Source organism: Anaplasma platys (assembly GCF_012790675.1).
Classification (GTDB): Bacteria; Pseudomonadota; Alphaproteobacteria; order Rickettsiales; family Anaplasmataceae; genus Anaplasma; species Anaplasma platys.
Window position 1 is genome coordinate 297,709 of the sequence record NZ_CP046391.1, and the last position, 15,624, is coordinate 313,332.

Here is a 15,624-nt window from a genome sequence, read left to right on the forward strand (position 1 = left end):
AAGGTGGAAGGACTGTTGGTTCGGGTATTATCACTGAGATTTTGGAGTAGTTGGTTATGGTGACGCAGAAGATATATATCGAGCTAAAGGCATTTGATCACTGTTTGCTGGATAGGTCTGCTCGTAGCATAATCATGGTTGCTAAGAGGAGCGGTGCTAAGGTAAATGGTCCGGTGTTCTTTCCCAGGAAAATAGCGAAGTTCATTGTGAATCGCTCAACTCACGTCGACAAGAAGTCCAGGGAGCAGTTTGAGATTAGAACTCATAAGAGGCTTATTAGCCTGCCGAAGGCCACTTCTGCTGTATTGCAATCGCTTATGAGTTTGCAATTGCCGGCTGGCGTTGATGTGAAGGTTAAGGTTGTTGGGGGGTAGTGTGTCGGCTAGGCATAGAGTAGGCGTGTGGATGAAGAAGGTTGGCAGCACCGCCATCTTCGATGAGACAACGGGGAGTAGGGTACCTGTTACGCTTTTGTTACTGGAAGATACCTTTGTTGTTGGGACCAAGGTTAAGGATGTGCACGGTTATGACGCGGTGGTTATGGGAACAACGCGAGGGGGTCGGGTGCGGCTTAATAAGCCGCAAGTAGAAGCATTGAAAAAATCGGGAATAGAGTCTGTTTGTGATCTGTTTGAGTCTCGAGTAGATGTTGTGGGCGAGCTTCAGCCGGGGAGTAGGGTCTCTGTAGACTATTTCTCCAAGGGTCAGTTTGTAGATGTGAGTGGGTCCACCATAGGTAAGGGCTTCGCTGGTGTTATGAAGAGGCACAATTTTGGCGGTTTGCGGGCTTCGCACGGTGTTTCTATATCTCACAGATCGCAGGGGTCTACTGGACAGTGCCAGGATCCGGGTAGGGTATGGAAAGGTAAAAAGATGGCTGGTCATATGGGTAATAGCAAGGTGACTATGCAGAATCTTCGTGTATTGCTGGTAGATCAGGAAGAGTCTCTTTTGGCCGTTTGTGGCACCGGGGTTCCAGGTGCAGTGGGCTCTTATGTGTTTGTTAGGGATGCTATAAAGAAGCCGGTGCCTAGGCATAGTGCTTCCTCGGAGAGCATGGCAGCGGCGGGTTAGGAGAGGTTAAGAGCATTTTATGGAAGTCAGTGTCGTTAACATTGCTAATGAGGTCGTGGGAAGTATAGATCTGAACCCTCAGGTATTCGGTGTGGAGCCGAGGCGTGATGTGTTGAAAGAGGTCGTGAATTGGCAATTGGCAAAAAGGCGCGCCGGGACACATAAGACGAGAGGGATAAGCGATATATCTGGGACGACTGCGAAGCCTTATAGACAAAAACATACTGGTAGGGCAAGGCAGGGTAGTTTCCGTAGTCCTCAGTTTAGGGGTGGTGCGGTTATATTTGGTCCCGTGCCTCGTAGCCATGCGTACTCGTTGAATAAGAAAGTGCGCAGATTTGGGTTGAAAGTAGCGCTTTCCATGAAGGTTGCTAACAATAAGCTCGTGGTTCTTGACAGCTTGGATGTGCCCTTCAAGAAAACATCGGATGCCAAGGTGGCGTTCGGTAGGTTTTCGGGCTATGGTTCGTATCTTGTTGTGTCCAACGGCTGTAATGCAGATGTGGTTAAGGCTTGTAGAAATTTGCGCAATGTTGATCTGCTAGAGTGTGTTGGGATCAATGTACTTGATTTGCTGAAGCACGACTGCGTGATGTTGACTGTGGATACAGTTAAATCTCTTGAGGGTAGGTTGTGCGATGAGTAATTATCTTTCTATTGTTGTTTCTCCAGTGGTTACGGAGAAGTCGGTTACGCTGACCGAGAGTTGTAACAGGTATGCTGTATATACGCTCGTGGATGCTAGGAAGTCGCAGATTAAAAGAGCTATCAAGGCGCTTTGCGGCAGTGAGCCTATGAATATTTGTTCTTTGAAATTAAAGGGCAAGAAAAAGCGCTGCAGGGGGGTGCCCGGTAAAAGAAAGGATAGGAAGAAGGTTTATTTCTCCTTGCCACAGGGGAAAGAGTTTAGGATTGCGGGGGTGTGATGAGTCTGAGGGTTTTGAATTCTATTACTCCTGCGCTTAGGGGTACTGTCCTGGTGGATAAGACTAAGTTATGGAGAGGAAGGCCAGAAAGGTCTCTAGTTGCGGGGAAGATGTCCTCTGGTGGACGGAATGCGCGTGGTGTTATTACGGTGCGTCATCGTGGTGGTGGGCATCGTAAGCTCTATAGAATAGTGGATTTTAAGAGAAACAAGGAAGATGTTCCCGCGACAGTGCAACGTTTGGAGTATGATCCTAATAGAACCGCATTCCTTGCGCTTGTGTGTTACGAAGATGGTGAACTTTCTTACATCCTTGCGCCCAATGGTTTGAAGCAGGGAGATGTAGTTGTAGCGGGCAGTGGCTCAGATATTCTGCCGGGGAACTGCATGAGGTTGGCGCTGATCCCTTCTGGAACCTTTGTTCATAATATTGAGATGCGGCCAGGTGGTGGTGGCGTGATTGCTAGAGCTGCAGGGAGCTATGCCCAGGTTATGGGTAGAGACGGTTCGTATGTTATTCTGAGGCTTAGTTCCGGTGAAATGAGAAGGATACTCGCAGTATGCAGGGCGACTATTGGAGTTGTTTCCAATTTGGATAACAGGAACGTGAAGTTAGGTAAAGCTGGTAGGAGTCGCTGGTTAGGTCTCAGGCCGAAGGTTCGTGGTGTGGCCATGAACCCTGTGGATCACCCGCATGGTGGTGGTGAAGGTAAGACTTCTGGTGGTAGAAACTCTGTTACTCCTTGGGGTGTTCCAACTAAGGGTAAGAAGACCAGGAAGAAGGGTAAGAGTAGTGATAAGTACATTAAGGTTTCGTCTGTCAAGAGATAGGTTGTATGTCTAGATCCGTTAAAAAGCCTCCTTTTTGCGCTCCGCATGTGTTGCGTTTGGCAAATAGGGTGATAGCGTCCAATAGAACTGGGGTTGTGATCAATATCCATTCCAGAGCATCGGTGATTCTGAATAAGTTCGTTGGTCTCACTTTTGGGGTTTATAATGGCAAAACATATGTTCCTGTGAAGGTCACTGATAATATAGTGGGGCGTAAGTTTGGTGAATTCTCTCCCACTAGAAGGTTTACGGGGCATGCAGGCGATAAAAAGGTGTCCAGAAAGGGTTAGGTATGTCTGTTGTTATTGGAGCTAGGGGAGTAGGGTTAAAATCTACGCCGGCGAAGCTTAATTTGGTTGCGGACTTGATAAGGGGTAAGGACGCTGCGGTTGCGGTTATGTATCTTAAGTTCTGCAATAAGAAGGCTGCTACGCTAATCTCCAAGGTTTTGAAGTCAGCGATAGCGAATGCACGTACGAATCATGGGGTTGACGTTGATAATTTGTACGTGAAGGAGGTGTTGGTAGGTAAGGCATTTACTTTACGTAGGGTCCAGCCGAGGGCGCGTGGCAAAGCATGTAGGATAAGTAAGCGCTATGGAAGCGTTGTTGTGAAGTTATTGGAAAGGTAGCTTATGGGGCAGAAGTCTAATCCCATTGGATTGAGATTAAAGATAGTTGGCACGTGGGATTCACTGTGGTATGCCGATAAGGATTATGCGGCGAAGCTACATGAGGACCTTTTGTTGCGTAACTTTGTGAAGAAGACGTTTCATCATGCGGCGATTAGTAAGGTCGTTGTCGCTCGCAAGGTAGATGCGGTGATCATTAATATTCACTCTGCGCGCCCGGGGGTTATTATTGGTAAGAAGGGTACCGATATAGACAGGGTTAAGCAGAAGATTTCTCAAATGGTCAAGCACGATGTAGAGCTCCATATAGTTGAGGTTAAAAAACCTGATCTGAAGGCTACTCTTATTGCGGAGAATATAGCTCAGCAACTCGAGAAGCGTGTCTCTTTCAGGAGAGCGATGAAGAGAGGGGTGCAAAACTGTCTGAAGATGGGGGCTAAGGGAGTAAAGGTTAGTTGCTCCGGTAGGTTAGGTGGTGCTGAAATTGCAAGGACGGAGTGGTATAAGGAAGGTAGCGTTCCGTTGCATACTTTTAGGGCTAACGTTGACTACAGTTGCGTTGAGGCCAAGACCATATACGGCATCGTTGGTGTTAAGGTATGGGTATATGTTGGGGATTCAAGGGCCGGTTTAGAGTAAGGGGTTGTTGAGATGTTGTTTGTTCCTAAGAAGACAAAGCACTCTAAGTGCTTTAAGGGGCGTATTAGCGGCAATGCCAAGGGAGGTAGTGAGCTGGCTTTTGGTTTATGTGGCTTAAAGGCTCTGGAGCCGTGTAGGTTGACTTCTAAGCAGATTGAATCTGCTAGGCGGAGTATATCCCGTAGTTTGCGGCGTGTGGGTAAGGTATGGATTCGCGTTTTCTGTCATATTCCTGTGAGCAAGAAACCGGTCGATGTGCGTATGGGTAAGGGAAAAGGAAGCACGGAGATGTGGGTTTGCAAGGTGCAGCCCGGAAGGATATTGTTTGAGATAGGTGGGGTTTCTACGGATTTGGCAAGAGAAGCCTTTCGAAAGGCGCAGTCAAAATTGCCTATCAAGTGCAGTTTTGTTGAAGAGGGGTTTTAGGTAGTGCTATGGGTTCGATTGCTGAGATAGAGAGTAAGTCCTCGAAGGAGCTTCGCGAGAAGTTGACGGCTCTCCGGAGGAGTTTGGTTGAAAGTGTGTTCGAAAGTAGAAGTGGTGAAACTGTGAATCATGCTCGCAAGAGTGTGATAAAGAAGGAGATAGCCAGGGTTCTTACTGTGCTTAGCTTGCGGAAGATAAGGGGAGAGGATGTCTAAGGGTGTTTTGGTCGGCGTTGTTACAGATGCTAGGCGTGATAAGACGGTCAAGGTGTCGGTTTATCGTATGGTTCACCATAAGGTGTATAAAAAGATCGTCAAAAAATGTCGGGTTTACTCTGTGCATGATGAGGACAATAAGTGTGCCCGCGGAGATGTTGTGAAGATAAGGGAGCACATTCCTATATCTGCCACTAAACGGTGGATTGTAGTTGAGGAATAGGGTTTTGTTATGATACAGAAGAATGCAATTTTAGATGTTGCAGATAATTCCGGTGCACGTAAGGTGCTCTGTATAGGGTTCCTCAAGGGCAAGAAATCTGCCACTGTTGGAGATGTGATTGTGGTTTCGGTAAAGGTTGCTACTCCTAAAGGAAGGGTTTCTAAGGGGAGGGTATATAAGGCTCTTATTGTGAGGACTAGGGGGCCAATTCGTAGACTGGATGGTAGCACTCTGCGGTTTTCGAGTAATGCTGTGGTGCTGGTCAATGATCAGGGAGATCCGCTGGGTACCAGGGTATTTGGTCCTGTTAGGAAGATGCCTGTGGGTGAATATACAAAGGTTATGTCTCTGTCTGTGGAGGTTTTGTAGTGGCTAAGATCGTTAGTGGAGATGATGTTATTGTTATCGCCGGCGGGGATAAGGGAAAAGTTGGAAAGGTCGTTAAGGTTTTAAGGAAGGAAGGACGAGTTCTTGCTAAGGTGGCCTCTGTAGCTATGTGTAAGAAGAGTGTTAAGCCCACAAAAAATCGCGAGGGCGGTATTTTCAGCATGGAAAGATTTATAGATATGTCTAATGTTGCTTTTTATGATAGCGAGGCTGGGGTTAAGTCCAGGGTTGGGTATAAGTTTGTTGATGGGAAGAAGGTGCGTTACCTGAAAAGTTCTGGAAGGGTTTTGGATTAGGTTAGTATGTTAGGGAGTTTGTCTAAGGACGAAATTGCTAAGTCTCTTGTTGGTAAGCTTGGCAGAAAGAATGTGATGCAAGTACCCAAGGTGCTGAAGGTTTGTTTGAACATGGGTATAGGCCTCAGTGCCACGGATAGCAAAGTTATAGATTCGTGCACTAGGGATCTGGCTATGATATCTGCGCAAAAGCCGGTGGTTACCCGCGCTAAGAAGTCCATAGCGGGGTTTAAGATACGCAAGGGGTTCCCCATAGGTTGTATGGTCACCCTTAGGGGAAAGAGAATGTACGAGTTTTTAGATAGGCTAGTCAATATAGCTCTTCCTCGCGAGCGTGACTTTAGGGGACTGTCGATGTCGCAGTTAGATGGACATGGAAATGTGTCTTTCGGTATAAGGGAGCATATATCGTTCTTGGAAGTGGATTACGACAAGATCGATAAGGTGCGGGGATTAGATGTAAGCATTGTTACCACTGCTAAAAGTGATGAGGATGCTAAAGTGCTTCTTATGGAGCTGGGATTTCCCTTTGTGAGTTAGGAGGTAAGGTGTCTAAGAAGTCTGTTGTGCAGAGAAACTTAAAGCGTATTGAAATCTCTGCGACTTTGTCTAAAAAGAGAAAAGAGCTTGTTGCTGTAATGAAGGATCAGTCTTTGTCCATGGCAGAGCGGTTTGCTGCTCAGCAGAAGTTGTCCAAGATGCCTAGGGATTCCTCTTATATAAGGATTAGGAATAGGTGTTTGATTACCGGGAGGCCTAGGGGGTACTACAGAAAATTCAAGATGTCTCGTATAGTGCTGAGGCAATTGGGTTCCATGGGGCACGTTCCGGGATTAACTAAGTCGAGTTGGTAGGTTTAGAGAGGTTTTGTTGTGTCGTTGTCTGATCCCATTGCTGATTTTTTGACGCGTTTACGCAACGGGCAAACAGGTATGAACAGGGTGGTAAGGGTGCCGTGTTCAAAGGTAGTAGAGGCTGTTTCGAAGATTCTTCTAGAGGAGGGGTATATCGAGTCTTTTAGCAAGGATCCTGAGGACCCTAATGGTCGATCGCTCAAAGTGAATCTTAAGTATTATAACTCTGCTCCTGCTATAAAGAAGATAGTGCGTGTTTCTAAGCCTGGCAGGAGGGTTTATTCTTCTTCTGAGAAGATGCCAAAGTTCTACAATGGTCTGGGAGTTTACATAGTGTCCACGTCTAAGGGGATTATGTTGGATTGTGATGCTCGTAAGATGGGTGTCGGTGGCGAAATATTGTGTGGAGTGTTTTAGGGAGATATTGCCGTGTCTAGAGTTGGGGCTATGCCTATAGAGATTCCTGAAGGCGTGAGAGTAGGCGTGGAGGGTTGCGACGTCGTCGTTACTGGCAAGGACGGCAGAGTCGCGACTTTTGCTTTGCAGCATGGGATAAAGGCGGTGCTGAATGATAAAGTTTTGGTCTTGGAAAATACTGCTGGTCCTAGTTCTGCTCGAGCTAAGGTTATGTGGGGTTCTTACAGAAGCAATATAAGTAATGCTATAAAAGGCATGGCTGATGGGTTCTCTGTAGAATTCGAAGTGAATGGAGTTGGGTACAAGGTTTCAAGTGTTGGCAGGATCCTTAACATATCTCTAGGTTTTAGCCATAGTGTGAAATACGTTGTTCCTGAGGGAATTGAAGTTAAGTGCACGAAGCCTACGCAGTTTTACATCAAGGGAAGTGACAAGGTAAAGGTTCACATGGTGGCTGCTGACTTGTGTGCAATTAGGCGATATGATCCGTACAAGGGGAAGGGTATTTTCATAAAAGGAAAGTACGTGTATAGGAAGGAAGTTAGTAAGAAGAAGTAATAGAGGGGTCTGTCTGTGTCGTTGTTTGATTTAAAAAGAGCGGAAAGGCGCAAGAGGCGCGTTAGGCTGAAGCTCAGGTCTCTGTCTTCTGTGCGGCTTTCCGTATTTAGGTCTAATAGGCATTTCTATGCCCAATTGATAGATGATGATGCTGGGAACACTGTTGCTGCTGCGTCCACATTAGAGCCTGAAGTATTGCCAATTGCCGGTAGGCGTGTTAATTCAGATGCTGTTAAAGAGGTGGCTAAGCTTTTGGCCAGTCGCATAGAGGGGCTGGATGCTACTTATCGCAAGTTCGTGTTTGATAGGGGCTCCTATAGGTATATGGGCGTTGTATCTGTATTTGCCGATGAGTTGAGGAGTCTGGGTTTTGAGTTTTAGGTATTTTGATGAGTGTTGATAGGAAGCAGCGTGCGTCGAATGACTCGCACGATTTGTCGGAATTACTTGTATCTGTGCGTCGGGTCTCCAAGGTTGTGAAAGGGGGCAGGAGGTTTTCTTTCTCAGTTCTTGTTGTGGTTGGAGATGAAAAGGGCAGAGTTGGCTGTGGCATGGGAAAACATGCTGAGGTTGCTGAGGCCAAGATAAAAGCCGTGAATGCCGCTAAGAAGAGCATGATCAGGGTGTATCTTCGTGAATCAAGAACTTTGCATCACGATGTTTCTGCTAAGTTTTGTGCTAGTCGGGTTGTGTTGAGATCTGCAAAGGTTGGTACTGGTATAATAGCCGGAGGCTCCGTTAGAGCAGTTTTTGAGGTTTTGGGTGTTCAGGATGTCGTGGCAAAGATCATTGGTTCTTCGAATCCCCATAGTGTGATTTATGCCGTGTTTACCGCATTCAAGAGCATGTTGTCTCCCAAGCAAATTGCTGGCAAGAGGGGCAAAAAAGTTTGCGATGTTATAAATAGGTAGTGCGTCTCGGGGTCAGTGTTATGAAGTTGAATGAGTTATTTAGTGGAGTCTCCAGGCTGAAAGGGCGCAAGGTTCTTGGTAGGGGTCTAGGTTGTGGCAAGGGTAAGACGTCTGGAAGGGGTCATAAGGGTCAGAAGGCGCGGGCTGGTTGCTCAGTAAAGGGTTTTGAAGGGGGGCAGCAGTCGATATTTACACGTCTCCCTAAGCGTGGGTTTAAGTCATTCACGCGTAAAGAGTACGAAGTCGTTAACCTCAGCGTGTTGCAGAGGCTCGTGGATGAAAAGAAAATCGACAAGAAGGCTGTGGTGAGTAAGGAATTGCTTGCGCAGCTTGGGGTGATCTCTTCGGTGAAGAGTAGGGTGAAAGTTTTGGGGCATGGCTCGTTGAAGGCTAAGATGAGTATTCAATGCGATGCGATTTCTAAAACTGCAGCGGAGAGGGTTAGTTTACCTGAGAGTTGAGTTTTGTTTTCTGGGAAAGATGCGGGGTGAATGTGGCGTCACTAAGTCGGGTTGGTTTGCTCAAAAGGTTTGGTTTTACGCTGTTTGCTTTGGTGGTGTACAGGCTTGGTACGTACATTCCAATTCCCGGAATTAATCTTAGTGTTATAGAAGAGATAGTGTCCGGTCACACTGCTGGTGTGTTGGGAATATTCAATGTTTTTTCTGGTGGTGCACTGGGGCGGATGACAATATTTGCCCTTAATGTTATGCCTTACATAGTGGCATCTATAATGGTCCAGTTGCTAACTGCCGCGATTCCTGCGCTGAATGAGATGCGACAGGAAGGGGAAATTGGTAGGAATAAGATAAATTCGTACACTAGGTATTTGGCGGTAGTCTTCTGTGTGATACAGGGGCTTATGGTTTTATTGGGACTCGAGCGTATGAATACACCCGATGTCACTGTGGTCATGGATCCTGGTATGACTTTCAGAATTGTCGGTGTGAGTAGCATGCTGGCGGGTACTATGTTTTTGTTATGGCTTGGAGAGCGTATAAATCTCCGGGGGATTGGTAATGGTATCTCGCTGATTATCTTCGTGGGCATTATATCGGAATTGCCCAGCTCCATTTCGTCTATCTTCTTGCTTGGTAAAAGGGGTGAGATCACGGGATTCGCAGTGTTTGCCATGCTGCTGGCGTTTCTTGCGCTCTTTTTGCTTATTATCTTCTTTGAAAGGTCCTATAGGAGGGTTCTAGTACAGTATCCGAAGCGGCAGGTGGGGAGTAGGTTTTACAATAGTGACTCTAGCTATATGCCTTTGAAGATAAATATCTCCGGGGTAATACCGCCGATTTTTGCTAATGCACTCATGTTATCTCTCATGACTTTGGCTAAGTTTAATTCTGGTGCTCCATGGGCGGATTTTATAGTGCAGTACTTTTCCGCGGATAGCATGTTGTACATAGCTATGTACATTGCGTTGATAGTGTTTTTCACCTTTTTCTATACCTCTTTAGTGTTCGATGCCAAAGAGACGTCGGAGATGTTGAAGAAAAACGGTGGCTTTATTCCCGGGAAAAGGCCTGGGAACAGTACCAGGGAGTATTTTGAGGCTGTAATAAAAAGGCTAACAGTTATAGGGTCGCTGTATCTGGCGGTGGTGTGCGTTGTGCCTGAGATAATGCGTCACTATTACGCCATATCATTCACGCTTGGGGGTACGAGCTTTTTGATCATAGTTAACGTCATCAATGATACCTTTTCGCAGGTGCAGACGCAGATATACTCTGGAAGGTATAGCTCATTGATGAAAAAGTCTGAGCTGTGGAAAAAAGTGAAATGAACTTGCTTATATTCGGGGCTCCGGGCTCGGGCAAAGGGACACAGGCACGCTTGCTTGTTGAGTCCATGCGCGGGGTGATTTCCGTCATTTCTCTTGGAGACTTATTGAGAGCCGAAGTAGCTTCGGATACGGAAGTGGGTAAAGAGATTGAGATGGTCATGCAAGCAGGAAAACTGGTAAGTGACCCGCTGGTTTGTGAGGTAATATTGCGCCAGTTAAGGAAAGTGAAAACTACAGGTTTTTTGCTTGATGGTTTTCCTAGAAATATGCCGCAAGCTAAATTTCTTACGGCAGCTCTCGAGTTGCTAGGTAAGGAGATAAGCGCTGTATTGAAGTTAGATGTGGATGCTAATGTGTTGGTGGATAGACTACTGGGACGCATGGTCTGTGTTGAGTGCGGTGTGGTGAGCAACGCCATGTTTAGTCAAGCAGAAGCTTGTGGTAAGTGTGGCAGTACTAGTTACAGCCGCAGAACTGATGATTCGGGGTCTGTTATCAGACAGAGGTTCTCCATCTATGAGGAGTTCGCGGTTGAGTTAGAGCAATATTACGGGGAAAAAGTTCTTGTAATAGATGGCAACAGGCCTGTGGATGAAGTTCATGCTGATATCAAGCATAGGGTTAATTGTCTAAATAACTAGTTGACGCTGAGTGGTACATTTGCTATACAGGGGTTCCGTTGGTGTTTTTTTTTGTTAGGGGTTTTTGGTGGCGCGTATAGGTGGGGTTAATATCCCCGTAAACAAGCGTGTGGTGGTTGCCTTGACCTATATTTATGGTGTCGGTCCGTCCTTGGCTAATAGGATCTGTGAGGGCTGTAATATAGACAAGAATATTAGGGTATCTGCCCTGGGTGATGATGATGTAGTTGGGATAAGGAATTTTATTCGTGCTAATTGCATCGTTGAGGCGGATCTCAGGAAAGAGGTGGCTATGAACATCAAGTATTTGATGGACATTGGTTGCTACAGGGGTTTGAGGCATAGGAAGAAACTTCCTGTGCGTGGGCAGAGGACTCACACCAATGCTAGGACTCGTAAAGGTGGCACTAGATTGGCTGTTGCCGCTAAGAAGAGGTAATGGGGTTTTATGGCGGTAATTAAGAAGAAGAGAAGTGTCGTTGTTGGTAGGGTGCATATATGCGCTACCTATAACAACGTTATAGTGACTATAGCGGATCAGCAGGGTCATGTGCTCGTTACTACTTCCGCCGGGGCTTGTAATTTTAGGGGGAGTAAGAAGGCTACCCCTTATGCTGCTCAGGAAACGGTTGCGAGGGCTGTGAAAGCTGTTGTTGAGCGTAATGGGATGAAGACGGTATCAGTTTGTATATCAGGTCCCGGTGCAGGTAGAGAGGCGGCCATCAGAGCTGTGCAGACCTGTAACCTCAGCGTCACGTCCATCAAGGATACCACAAAGCTTCCTCATAATGGGTGTAAGTTGCCGAAAAGGCGCAGGGTGTAGTTTAAAGTGAGAGAGATTTATGGCGATTTCTAACAGCGATGGGGCCGGTGGTATGTGCTATGGAGGCGGTGGACTCTCTATGGCGGATCATTGGAATAAGTTAACTCGGCCATCTTCTATAAAGGTTGTAGGAGGAAATGGCTCCAATGAGGCGGAATTGGTTGTTGAGCCCTTGGAAAGTGGGTTTGCTTTGACTCTAGGAAACGCTCTTAGACGTGTTATGATGTCTTCGCTGAGGGGGTTCGCTGTCTACGGAATTGAGGTGGAGGGTGCTTCTCACGAGCTCACGTCGCTCTCCGGGGTTAGGGAAGACGTTGCAGATTTGGTACTGAATCTCAGTATGCTCAGGGTAAAGCTGCTAAATTCCGGACATAAGGTATTGCGTCTGGTTGCTCGGGGCCCTGGTGAGATAACTGCCGCTGCTATAGGTGACTCGGCGGATTGTGTCATTTTGAACAAGGATTTGTACATATGTACTCTGGGTAAGGACGTAGATTTCAGCATGAAGATCTACGTAAACGGCGGCAAGGGATATGTGCCTGCTTCTGAGTACCGTGCTGCTTCGAGGTCTGGTGGCGCTTCTGATGTGGGGCCTGGGTTTATAGCTACGAATGCGCTTTACAGTCCTGTAAAGAAGGTAGCATTCAAGATAGAAAGCAGTAGGATAGGGCAGTTCACCGACTATGATAGGCTGATAATTTCTGTGGGTACTGATGGGTCTGTAACTCCGGATGAGGCCGTTGCAGTTGCTGCTAAGGTGTTGCAAGATCAGCTGCAGTCTTTCATTAGCTTTGACGAAATTGAGGAAACGAGAAAGAGTGTAGAAAAAGAGGATGGGGCTCTTCCTTATGATCATAATCTTCTGCGTAAGGTTGATGAGTTGGAGCTCTCGGTTCGTTCGCATAACTGTCTCAAGAATGATAATATAACCTATATAGGCGATTTGGTTCAGAGGACGGAGTCTGACATGCTGAGGACGCCCAACTTTGGTAGGAAGTCGTTGAATGAAATAAATGAGGTTCTGGCTAGTATGAATCTTCATCTTGGGATGAAGGTTCCGAACTGGCCGCCAGAATCTATCGAGAATCTAAGCAAGCAGTATAGCGAAGATTAATTGGGTTGGTAGTAAGTAAGCGCTGGGGATTGGCATGAGACATGGTGTAAGTTACAGGAAGTTTTCGCGTCCAACGGCTCATAGGGTTGCTATGATGTCAAACCTGGCGATCTCTTTAATAAAGAGTGAGAGAATTGTAACCACTGTCGCTAAGGCGAAGGATCTCAGATCTGTGGTGGAGAGGCTTATTACTATTGCGAAAAGATATTCGCAGAAGGATCCTGTGTGTGGTAGGAGGCTGTTGATCTCCAGGATAGGGGATCTGGGCGTAGCTAATAAGCTGTTGGGGGTTCTTGCAAAGCGTTACCAAAGCCGGAATGGTGGATACACGCGGGTGATAAAAAACGGTTACCGCAAGGGTGACTGTGCTCCCGTGGCAATAATTGAGTTGGTTGATAAGGACAAAGGTCTCAAGGCCGTTGACGGCTAATAATCTGAGGTGATATGTGAAGTTCACGTATTCTTGGTTATTGGATTATCTGGACACTGATTGGGTGGCTCCCAACGTAGTTGACAAGCTTTCCGCTATTGGAATAGAAGCGGCGCTAATTGATTGTGGGACGGGTTTTAATGGGCTGGTTGTTGCTGAAGTGCTTGAGGTAGGCCGGCATCCTGATGCGTCTAAGCTAAGTATCTGTAAAGTTTCGAATGGTTCTGAACATCTGCAAGTAGTTTGTGGCGCGCCTAACGTCCGTGTTGGAATGCTTACGGTGTTGGCGTGTATAGGTTCTCGTGTTCCCATCAGCGGTATGCTAGTGCAAAAGGTGCTCCTTAGGGGAGTTGAGAGCTTTGGTATGCTATGCTCACTTGATGAACTTGGCGTCGGAGCGGAAGGCGAAGGTATCGCTGATTTGTCCCCAGAGCAATACAAAGTTGGAGAGAGGTTTTTCCCTGCTGACCCGATTATTGAGGTAAGTGTTACGCCCAATCGGGGTGATTGTTTGGGAATTTATGCAATTGCTCGCGAGCTTGCTGCAGCAGGTGTAGGGAAATTGAAAGATTTTCCTCATTATGCGGTGTGCGAGAGTTTCGTACCTTCGCCTATGGCTTTGGAAGTCCGCTCAGGAAGCGTTTTTACGGGCCGTTGTATAAAATCCGTGGATAATACCAAACACGCTCCCAGGTGGATGCGGGATAGGTTGATGGCTGCAGGGGTTCACTCTATATCTTGTGTGGTCGATATAATTAACTATGTAATGCTTGTTTTAAACAGGCCGATGCACGTGTATGACTTGGATAAAATCCGCGGTGATGGCCTTGTTGTAGAGCAAGCTACAGAGGGATCGAGGTTTATTGCTCTTAATAGGAAGGAGTATGATCTTTCAGCTGGCGATTTGATAGTGCGAGATCTTGAGGGTACTGTACTTTGTTTGGCGGGGATTATGGGTTCCGAACACACAGGGTGTTCGCGTGGAACAAAAAACATTTTCCTAGAATCGGCATGGTACGATCCCGTTGATATCGCTTTGTCTTCCAGAAGGCTTAAGTTGTCTACTGATGCCAGTTATAGATTTTCAAGGTACGTAGATCCGAGATCCATAGAGCGTGGTCTTGACTATGTAACGCATCTGATTGTGGAATGCTGTGGTGGGGAAGTCTATGCTCCTGTAATGGCGGGAAACAAGTCTCAGGGTGTTTCGCAGGTGGATTTTGATCCAGGTGATGTTGGCAAAGTTTGCAATGTGCATATGGAAAGTGCCCAGATGCTGGGGATCCTGGAAAGGCTGGGGTTTTCTGTTAGTGTGAAGAGCGAAAAATTCTGGAAGGTTTGTATTCCTACCTGGCGCTCTGATATATGCCGTTCTCAGGACCTAGTAGAGGAGGTTGTGAGAATATATGGCTATGATGAGATACAAGAACAGGAATTTGACACTAAGAGCGCTTCGTTAACTATCGAGGGCGGGCCATCGTTTGATGACTCTTTTGCTAACAGACTCAGAGCGCTTATGATCTCTTCGGGGCTAACGGAAGTGGTTACCTGGTCGTTTTTAAGCGGTAGCGTGGTGGAGAAGTTGGGTTTTAGTGTTGATCATCTGTATATAGATAATCCGATAAGTAGCCAGTTTGACGTCATGCGTCCTACTGTCCTGACAAATCTCTTGCAAGTTGTCGCTAATAACCAGGCTTGTGGTGCCGAGACGGTGGCAATTTTCGAGCTGGGGGACATATATCTAGATCTAAATATAAGCGAACCAGTGATATGTGGAGTGCGCTCTGGAGGGAATATTGCTAGAAATCCGCATGAGCCCGTTAGGAAGTTTGACTTTTTCGATGTGAAGTTTGATGTAGAGTGCGTGTTTTCTCAATATGGAATCGAAGCTGGTCATTTGGAATTTCGTGAGGAAACATCAAAGAACTACCTGCATCCTGCAAGGTCTGCGTGCATATATCATGAAGGTGTCTTGTGTGGCTACGTAGGGGAGTTGCATCCCGATTTTCTTGAGTTTTTCGAGCTTAAAAATTCTGTGGCGTGTTTTGAAGTGTTTTTGTCCAGGATTACTCCGGTAAACAGGCAGGATAATCGTATTTTTGTTGTTAATAGATATCAGCCAGTTCGCAGGGATTTTGCATTCATTCTCGATGGAAATGTCAAATCTGGTTCACTGGTTACAGTCATCAAAGCGGTTGATTTTGTGGAGGATGTTGCAATTTTTGACGTATATAAAGGAGAAAACATTGCGGCAGGAAAGGTGTCAATGGCGGTGGCAGTGTTAATAACATCTATGGTTGCTACTATGACCGAAGTCGAGATCAAAAAAGTCACAGATTCTATAATAAGTGTTGTAGAAAAAGAGTTAGGGGGGCAACTTCGACTGGAGACCAATTAATCGCAAATTGGAGTATTCTTGATCTGAGCAGTAGTGGCTTCT

Annotated in this window: 27 protein-coding genes; all 27 read left to right on the forward strand. The window is 46.4% G+C overall.

Annotated elements, in window-relative coordinates; genetic code table 11:
- The first annotated feature begins 56 nt into the window (after positions 1 to 56).
- The 27 genes from rpsJ (at position 57) to pheT (ending at position 15,582) form a co-directional block, all read left to right on the forward strand.
- Entirely contained in the window at positions 57 to 374 is a 318-nt protein-coding gene (gene rpsJ / locus ANPL_RS01225; protein WP_169192996.1) for a 30S ribosomal protein S10, read from the forward strand.
- Position 375: 1 nt separating this feature from the next.
- Complete coding sequence (gene rplC, locus ANPL_RS01230) at positions 376 to 1,074, forward strand: 50S ribosomal protein L3 (protein WP_169192997.1); 699 nt, start codon at positions 376 to 378, stop codon at positions 1,072 to 1,074.
- A 19-nt stretch (positions 1,075 to 1,093) separates the two neighbouring features.
- Complete coding sequence (gene rplD, locus ANPL_RS01235) at positions 1,094 to 1,720, forward strand: 50S ribosomal protein L4 (protein WP_169192998.1); 627 nt, start codon at positions 1,094 to 1,096, stop codon at positions 1,718 to 1,720.
- Positions 1,713 to 2,000, forward strand: a complete 288-nt coding sequence (locus ANPL_RS01240) for a 50S ribosomal protein L23 (protein ID WP_169192999.1) — start codon at positions 1,713 to 1,715, stop codon at positions 1,998 to 2,000. Before rplD ends, ANPL_RS01240 begins: the two co-directional genes overlap by 8 nt.
- Positions 2,000 to 2,830 (forward strand): 50S ribosomal protein L2, encoded by an 831-nt coding sequence (gene rplB, locus ANPL_RS01245; protein WP_169193000.1) that lies wholly within the window; start codon positions 2,000 to 2,002, stop codon positions 2,828 to 2,830. The genes ANPL_RS01240 and rplB overlap by 1 nt, the downstream gene beginning before the upstream one ends.
- 5 nt (positions 2,831 to 2,835) lie before the next feature.
- A complete protein-coding gene (gene rpsS / locus ANPL_RS01250; RefSeq protein WP_169193001.1) occupies positions 2,836 to 3,120 on the forward strand; it encodes a 30S ribosomal protein S19 in 285 nt (94 codons plus the stop codon).
- A gap of 2 nt (positions 3,121 to 3,122) precedes the next feature.
- Positions 3,123 to 3,461, forward strand: a complete 339-nt coding sequence (gene rplV / locus ANPL_RS01255) for a 50S ribosomal protein L22 (protein ID WP_169193002.1) — start codon at positions 3,123 to 3,125, stop codon at positions 3,459 to 3,461.
- A gap of 3 nt (positions 3,462 to 3,464) precedes the next feature.
- Positions 3,465 to 4,100, forward strand: a complete 636-nt coding sequence (rpsC, locus tag ANPL_RS01260) for a 30S ribosomal protein S3 (protein WP_169193003.1) — start codon at positions 3,465 to 3,467, stop codon at positions 4,098 to 4,100.
- A gap of 15 nt (positions 4,101 to 4,115) precedes the next feature.
- Positions 4,116 to 4,526: a 50S ribosomal protein L16 gene (gene rplP, locus ANPL_RS01265; protein ID WP_169193599.1), complete on the forward strand. Its 411-nt coding sequence runs from the start codon at positions 4,116 to 4,118 to the stop codon at positions 4,524 to 4,526.
- Positions 4,527 to 4,534: 8 nt separating this feature from the next.
- The gene (gene rpmC, locus ANPL_RS01270; protein ID WP_169193004.1) at positions 4,535 to 4,741 is read left to right on the forward strand and encodes a 50S ribosomal protein L29; all 207 of its coding nucleotides are present in this window, start codon (positions 4,535 to 4,537) and stop codon (positions 4,739 to 4,741) included.
- Positions 4,734 to 4,964, forward strand: coding sequence for a 30S ribosomal protein S17 (gene rpsQ, locus ANPL_RS01275; RefSeq protein ID WP_169193005.1), 231 nt, complete (start codon positions 4,734 to 4,736; stop codon positions 4,962 to 4,964). The genes rpmC and rpsQ overlap by 8 nt, the downstream gene beginning before the upstream one ends.
- 9 nt (positions 4,965 to 4,973) lie before the next feature.
- On the forward strand, positions 4,974 to 5,333 hold the full coding sequence (gene rplN / locus ANPL_RS01280) for a 50S ribosomal protein L14 (RefSeq protein ID WP_169193006.1): 360 nt from the start codon (positions 4,974 to 4,976) through the stop codon (positions 5,331 to 5,333).
- On the forward strand, positions 5,333 to 5,647 hold the full coding sequence (rplX, locus tag ANPL_RS01285) for a 50S ribosomal protein L24 (protein WP_169193007.1): 315 nt from the start codon (positions 5,333 to 5,335) through the stop codon (positions 5,645 to 5,647). The genes rplN and rplX overlap by 1 nt, the downstream gene beginning before the upstream one ends.
- 6 nt (positions 5,648 to 5,653) lie before the next feature.
- A complete protein-coding gene (gene rplE, locus ANPL_RS01290) occupies positions 5,654 to 6,187 on the forward strand; it encodes a 50S ribosomal protein L5 (RefSeq protein ID WP_169193008.1) in 534 nt (177 codons plus the stop codon).
- An 8-nt stretch (positions 6,188 to 6,195) separates the two neighbouring features.
- Positions 6,196 to 6,501, forward strand: coding sequence for a 30S ribosomal protein S14 (rpsN, locus tag ANPL_RS01295; RefSeq protein ID WP_169193009.1), 306 nt, complete (start codon positions 6,196 to 6,198; stop codon positions 6,499 to 6,501).
- Positions 6,502 to 6,519: 18 nt separating this feature from the next.
- Positions 6,520 to 6,918, forward strand: a complete 399-nt coding sequence (rpsH, locus tag ANPL_RS01300) for a 30S ribosomal protein S8 (RefSeq protein ID WP_169193010.1) — start codon at positions 6,520 to 6,522, stop codon at positions 6,916 to 6,918.
- Positions 6,919 to 6,930: 12 nt separating this feature from the next.
- A complete protein-coding gene (gene rplF, locus ANPL_RS01305) occupies positions 6,931 to 7,476 on the forward strand; it encodes a 50S ribosomal protein L6 (RefSeq protein WP_169193011.1) in 546 nt (181 codons plus the stop codon).
- Between the two features lie 15 nt (positions 7,477 to 7,491).
- Positions 7,492 to 7,857 (forward strand): 50S ribosomal protein L18, encoded by a 366-nt coding sequence (gene rplR, locus ANPL_RS01310; RefSeq protein WP_169193012.1) that lies wholly within the window; start codon positions 7,492 to 7,494, stop codon positions 7,855 to 7,857.
- Between the two features lie 8 nt (positions 7,858 to 7,865).
- Positions 7,866 to 8,387, forward strand: coding sequence for a 30S ribosomal protein S5 (gene rpsE, locus ANPL_RS01315; protein ID WP_169193013.1), 522 nt, complete (start codon positions 7,866 to 7,868; stop codon positions 8,385 to 8,387).
- 20 nt (positions 8,388 to 8,407) lie between these two features.
- Entirely contained in the window at positions 8,408 to 8,848 is a 441-nt protein-coding gene (gene rplO, locus ANPL_RS01320; RefSeq protein WP_169193014.1) for a 50S ribosomal protein L15, read from the forward strand.
- Positions 8,849 to 8,874: 26 nt separating this feature from the next.
- Positions 8,875 to 10,176 carry a preprotein translocase subunit SecY gene (gene secY / locus ANPL_RS01325; protein ID WP_169193600.1) on the forward strand — a complete coding sequence of 434 codons (1,302 nt, stop codon included), beginning with the start codon at positions 8,875 to 8,877 and terminating at the stop codon, positions 10,174 to 10,176.
- Complete coding sequence (locus tag ANPL_RS01330) at positions 10,158 to 10,817, forward strand: adenylate kinase family protein (RefSeq protein ID WP_169193015.1); 660 nt, start codon at positions 10,158 to 10,160, stop codon at positions 10,815 to 10,817. Before secY ends, ANPL_RS01330 begins: the two co-directional genes overlap by 19 nt.
- A 67-nt stretch (positions 10,818 to 10,884) precedes the next feature.
- Positions 10,885 to 11,256, forward strand: coding sequence for a 30S ribosomal protein S13 (gene rpsM, locus ANPL_RS01335; RefSeq protein ID WP_169193016.1), 372 nt, complete (start codon positions 10,885 to 10,887; stop codon positions 11,254 to 11,256).
- A 9-nt stretch (positions 11,257 to 11,265) separates the two neighbouring features.
- Entirely contained in the window at positions 11,266 to 11,640 is a 375-nt protein-coding gene (gene rpsK, locus ANPL_RS01340) for a 30S ribosomal protein S11 (RefSeq protein WP_169193017.1), read from the forward strand.
- A 19-nt stretch (positions 11,641 to 11,659) separates the two neighbouring features.
- Positions 11,660 to 12,754: a DNA-directed RNA polymerase subunit alpha gene (locus ANPL_RS01345; protein WP_169193018.1), complete on the forward strand. Its 1,095-nt coding sequence runs from the start codon at positions 11,660 to 11,662 to the stop codon at positions 12,752 to 12,754.
- A gap of 34 nt (positions 12,755 to 12,788) precedes the next feature.
- Positions 12,789 to 13,184, forward strand: coding sequence for a 50S ribosomal protein L17 (rplQ, locus tag ANPL_RS01350; protein WP_169193019.1), 396 nt, complete (start codon positions 12,789 to 12,791; stop codon positions 13,182 to 13,184).
- 16 nt (positions 13,185 to 13,200) lie between these two features.
- On the forward strand, positions 13,201 to 15,582 hold the full coding sequence (pheT, locus tag ANPL_RS01355; RefSeq protein ID WP_169193020.1) for a phenylalanine--tRNA ligase subunit beta: 2,382 nt from the start codon (positions 13,201 to 13,203) through the stop codon (positions 15,580 to 15,582).
- The last annotated feature ends 42 nt before the right edge of the window (positions 15,583 to 15,624 follow it).

Excerpts from the sequence above, each read along its gene's own strand:
- rplD (WP_169192998.1), top strand. The coding sequence starts at position 1,094 with ATGGAAGTCAGTGTCGTTAACATTGCTAATGAGGTCGTGGGAAGTATA.
- rpsQ (WP_169193005.1), top strand. The coding sequence starts at position 4,734 with ATGTCTAAGGGTGTTTTGGTCGGCGTTGTTACAGATGCTAGGCGTGAT.
- rpmC (WP_169193004.1), top strand. The coding sequence starts at position 4,535 with ATGGGTTCGATTGCTGAGATAGAGAGTAAGTCCTCGAAGGAGCTTCGC.
- ANPL_RS01345 (WP_169193018.1), top strand. The coding sequence starts at position 11,660 with ATGGCGATTTCTAACAGCGATGGGGCCGGTGGTATGTGCTATGGAGGC.
- rpsS (WP_169193001.1), top strand. The coding sequence starts at position 2,836 with ATGTCTAGATCCGTTAAAAAGCCTCCTTTTTGCGCTCCGCATGTGTTG.
- rplQ (WP_169193019.1), top strand. The coding sequence starts at position 12,789 with ATGAGACATGGTGTAAGTTACAGGAAGTTTTCGCGTCCAACGGCTCAT.
- rplO (WP_169193014.1), top strand. The coding sequence starts at position 8,408 with ATGAAGTTGAATGAGTTATTTAGTGGAGTCTCCAGGCTGAAAGGGCGC.
- rplB (WP_169193000.1), top strand. The coding sequence starts at position 2,000 with ATGAGTCTGAGGGTTTTGAATTCTATTACTCCTGCGCTTAGGGGTACT.
- rpsC (WP_169193003.1), top strand. The coding sequence starts at position 3,465 with ATGGGGCAGAAGTCTAATCCCATTGGATTGAGATTAAAGATAGTTGGC.
- rpsE (WP_169193013.1), top strand. The coding sequence starts at position 7,866 with ATGAGTGTTGATAGGAAGCAGCGTGCGTCGAATGACTCGCACGATTTG.
- rpsJ (WP_169192996.1), top strand. The coding sequence starts at position 57 with ATGGTGACGCAGAAGATATATATCGAGCTAAAGGCATTTGATCACTGT.
- rpsK (WP_169193017.1), top strand. The coding sequence starts at position 11,266 with ATGGCGGTAATTAAGAAGAAGAGAAGTGTCGTTGTTGGTAGGGTGCAT.
- rplN (WP_169193006.1), top strand. The coding sequence starts at position 4,974 with ATGATACAGAAGAATGCAATTTTAGATGTTGCAGATAATTCCGGTGCA.
- rplV (WP_169193002.1), top strand. The coding sequence starts at position 3,123 with ATGTCTGTTGTTATTGGAGCTAGGGGAGTAGGGTTAAAATCTACGCCG.
- rplE (WP_169193008.1), top strand. The coding sequence starts at position 5,654 with ATGTTAGGGAGTTTGTCTAAGGACGAAATTGCTAAGTCTCTTGTTGGT.
- ANPL_RS01240 (WP_169192999.1), top strand. The coding sequence starts at position 1,713 with ATGAGTAATTATCTTTCTATTGTTGTTTCTCCAGTGGTTACGGAGAAG.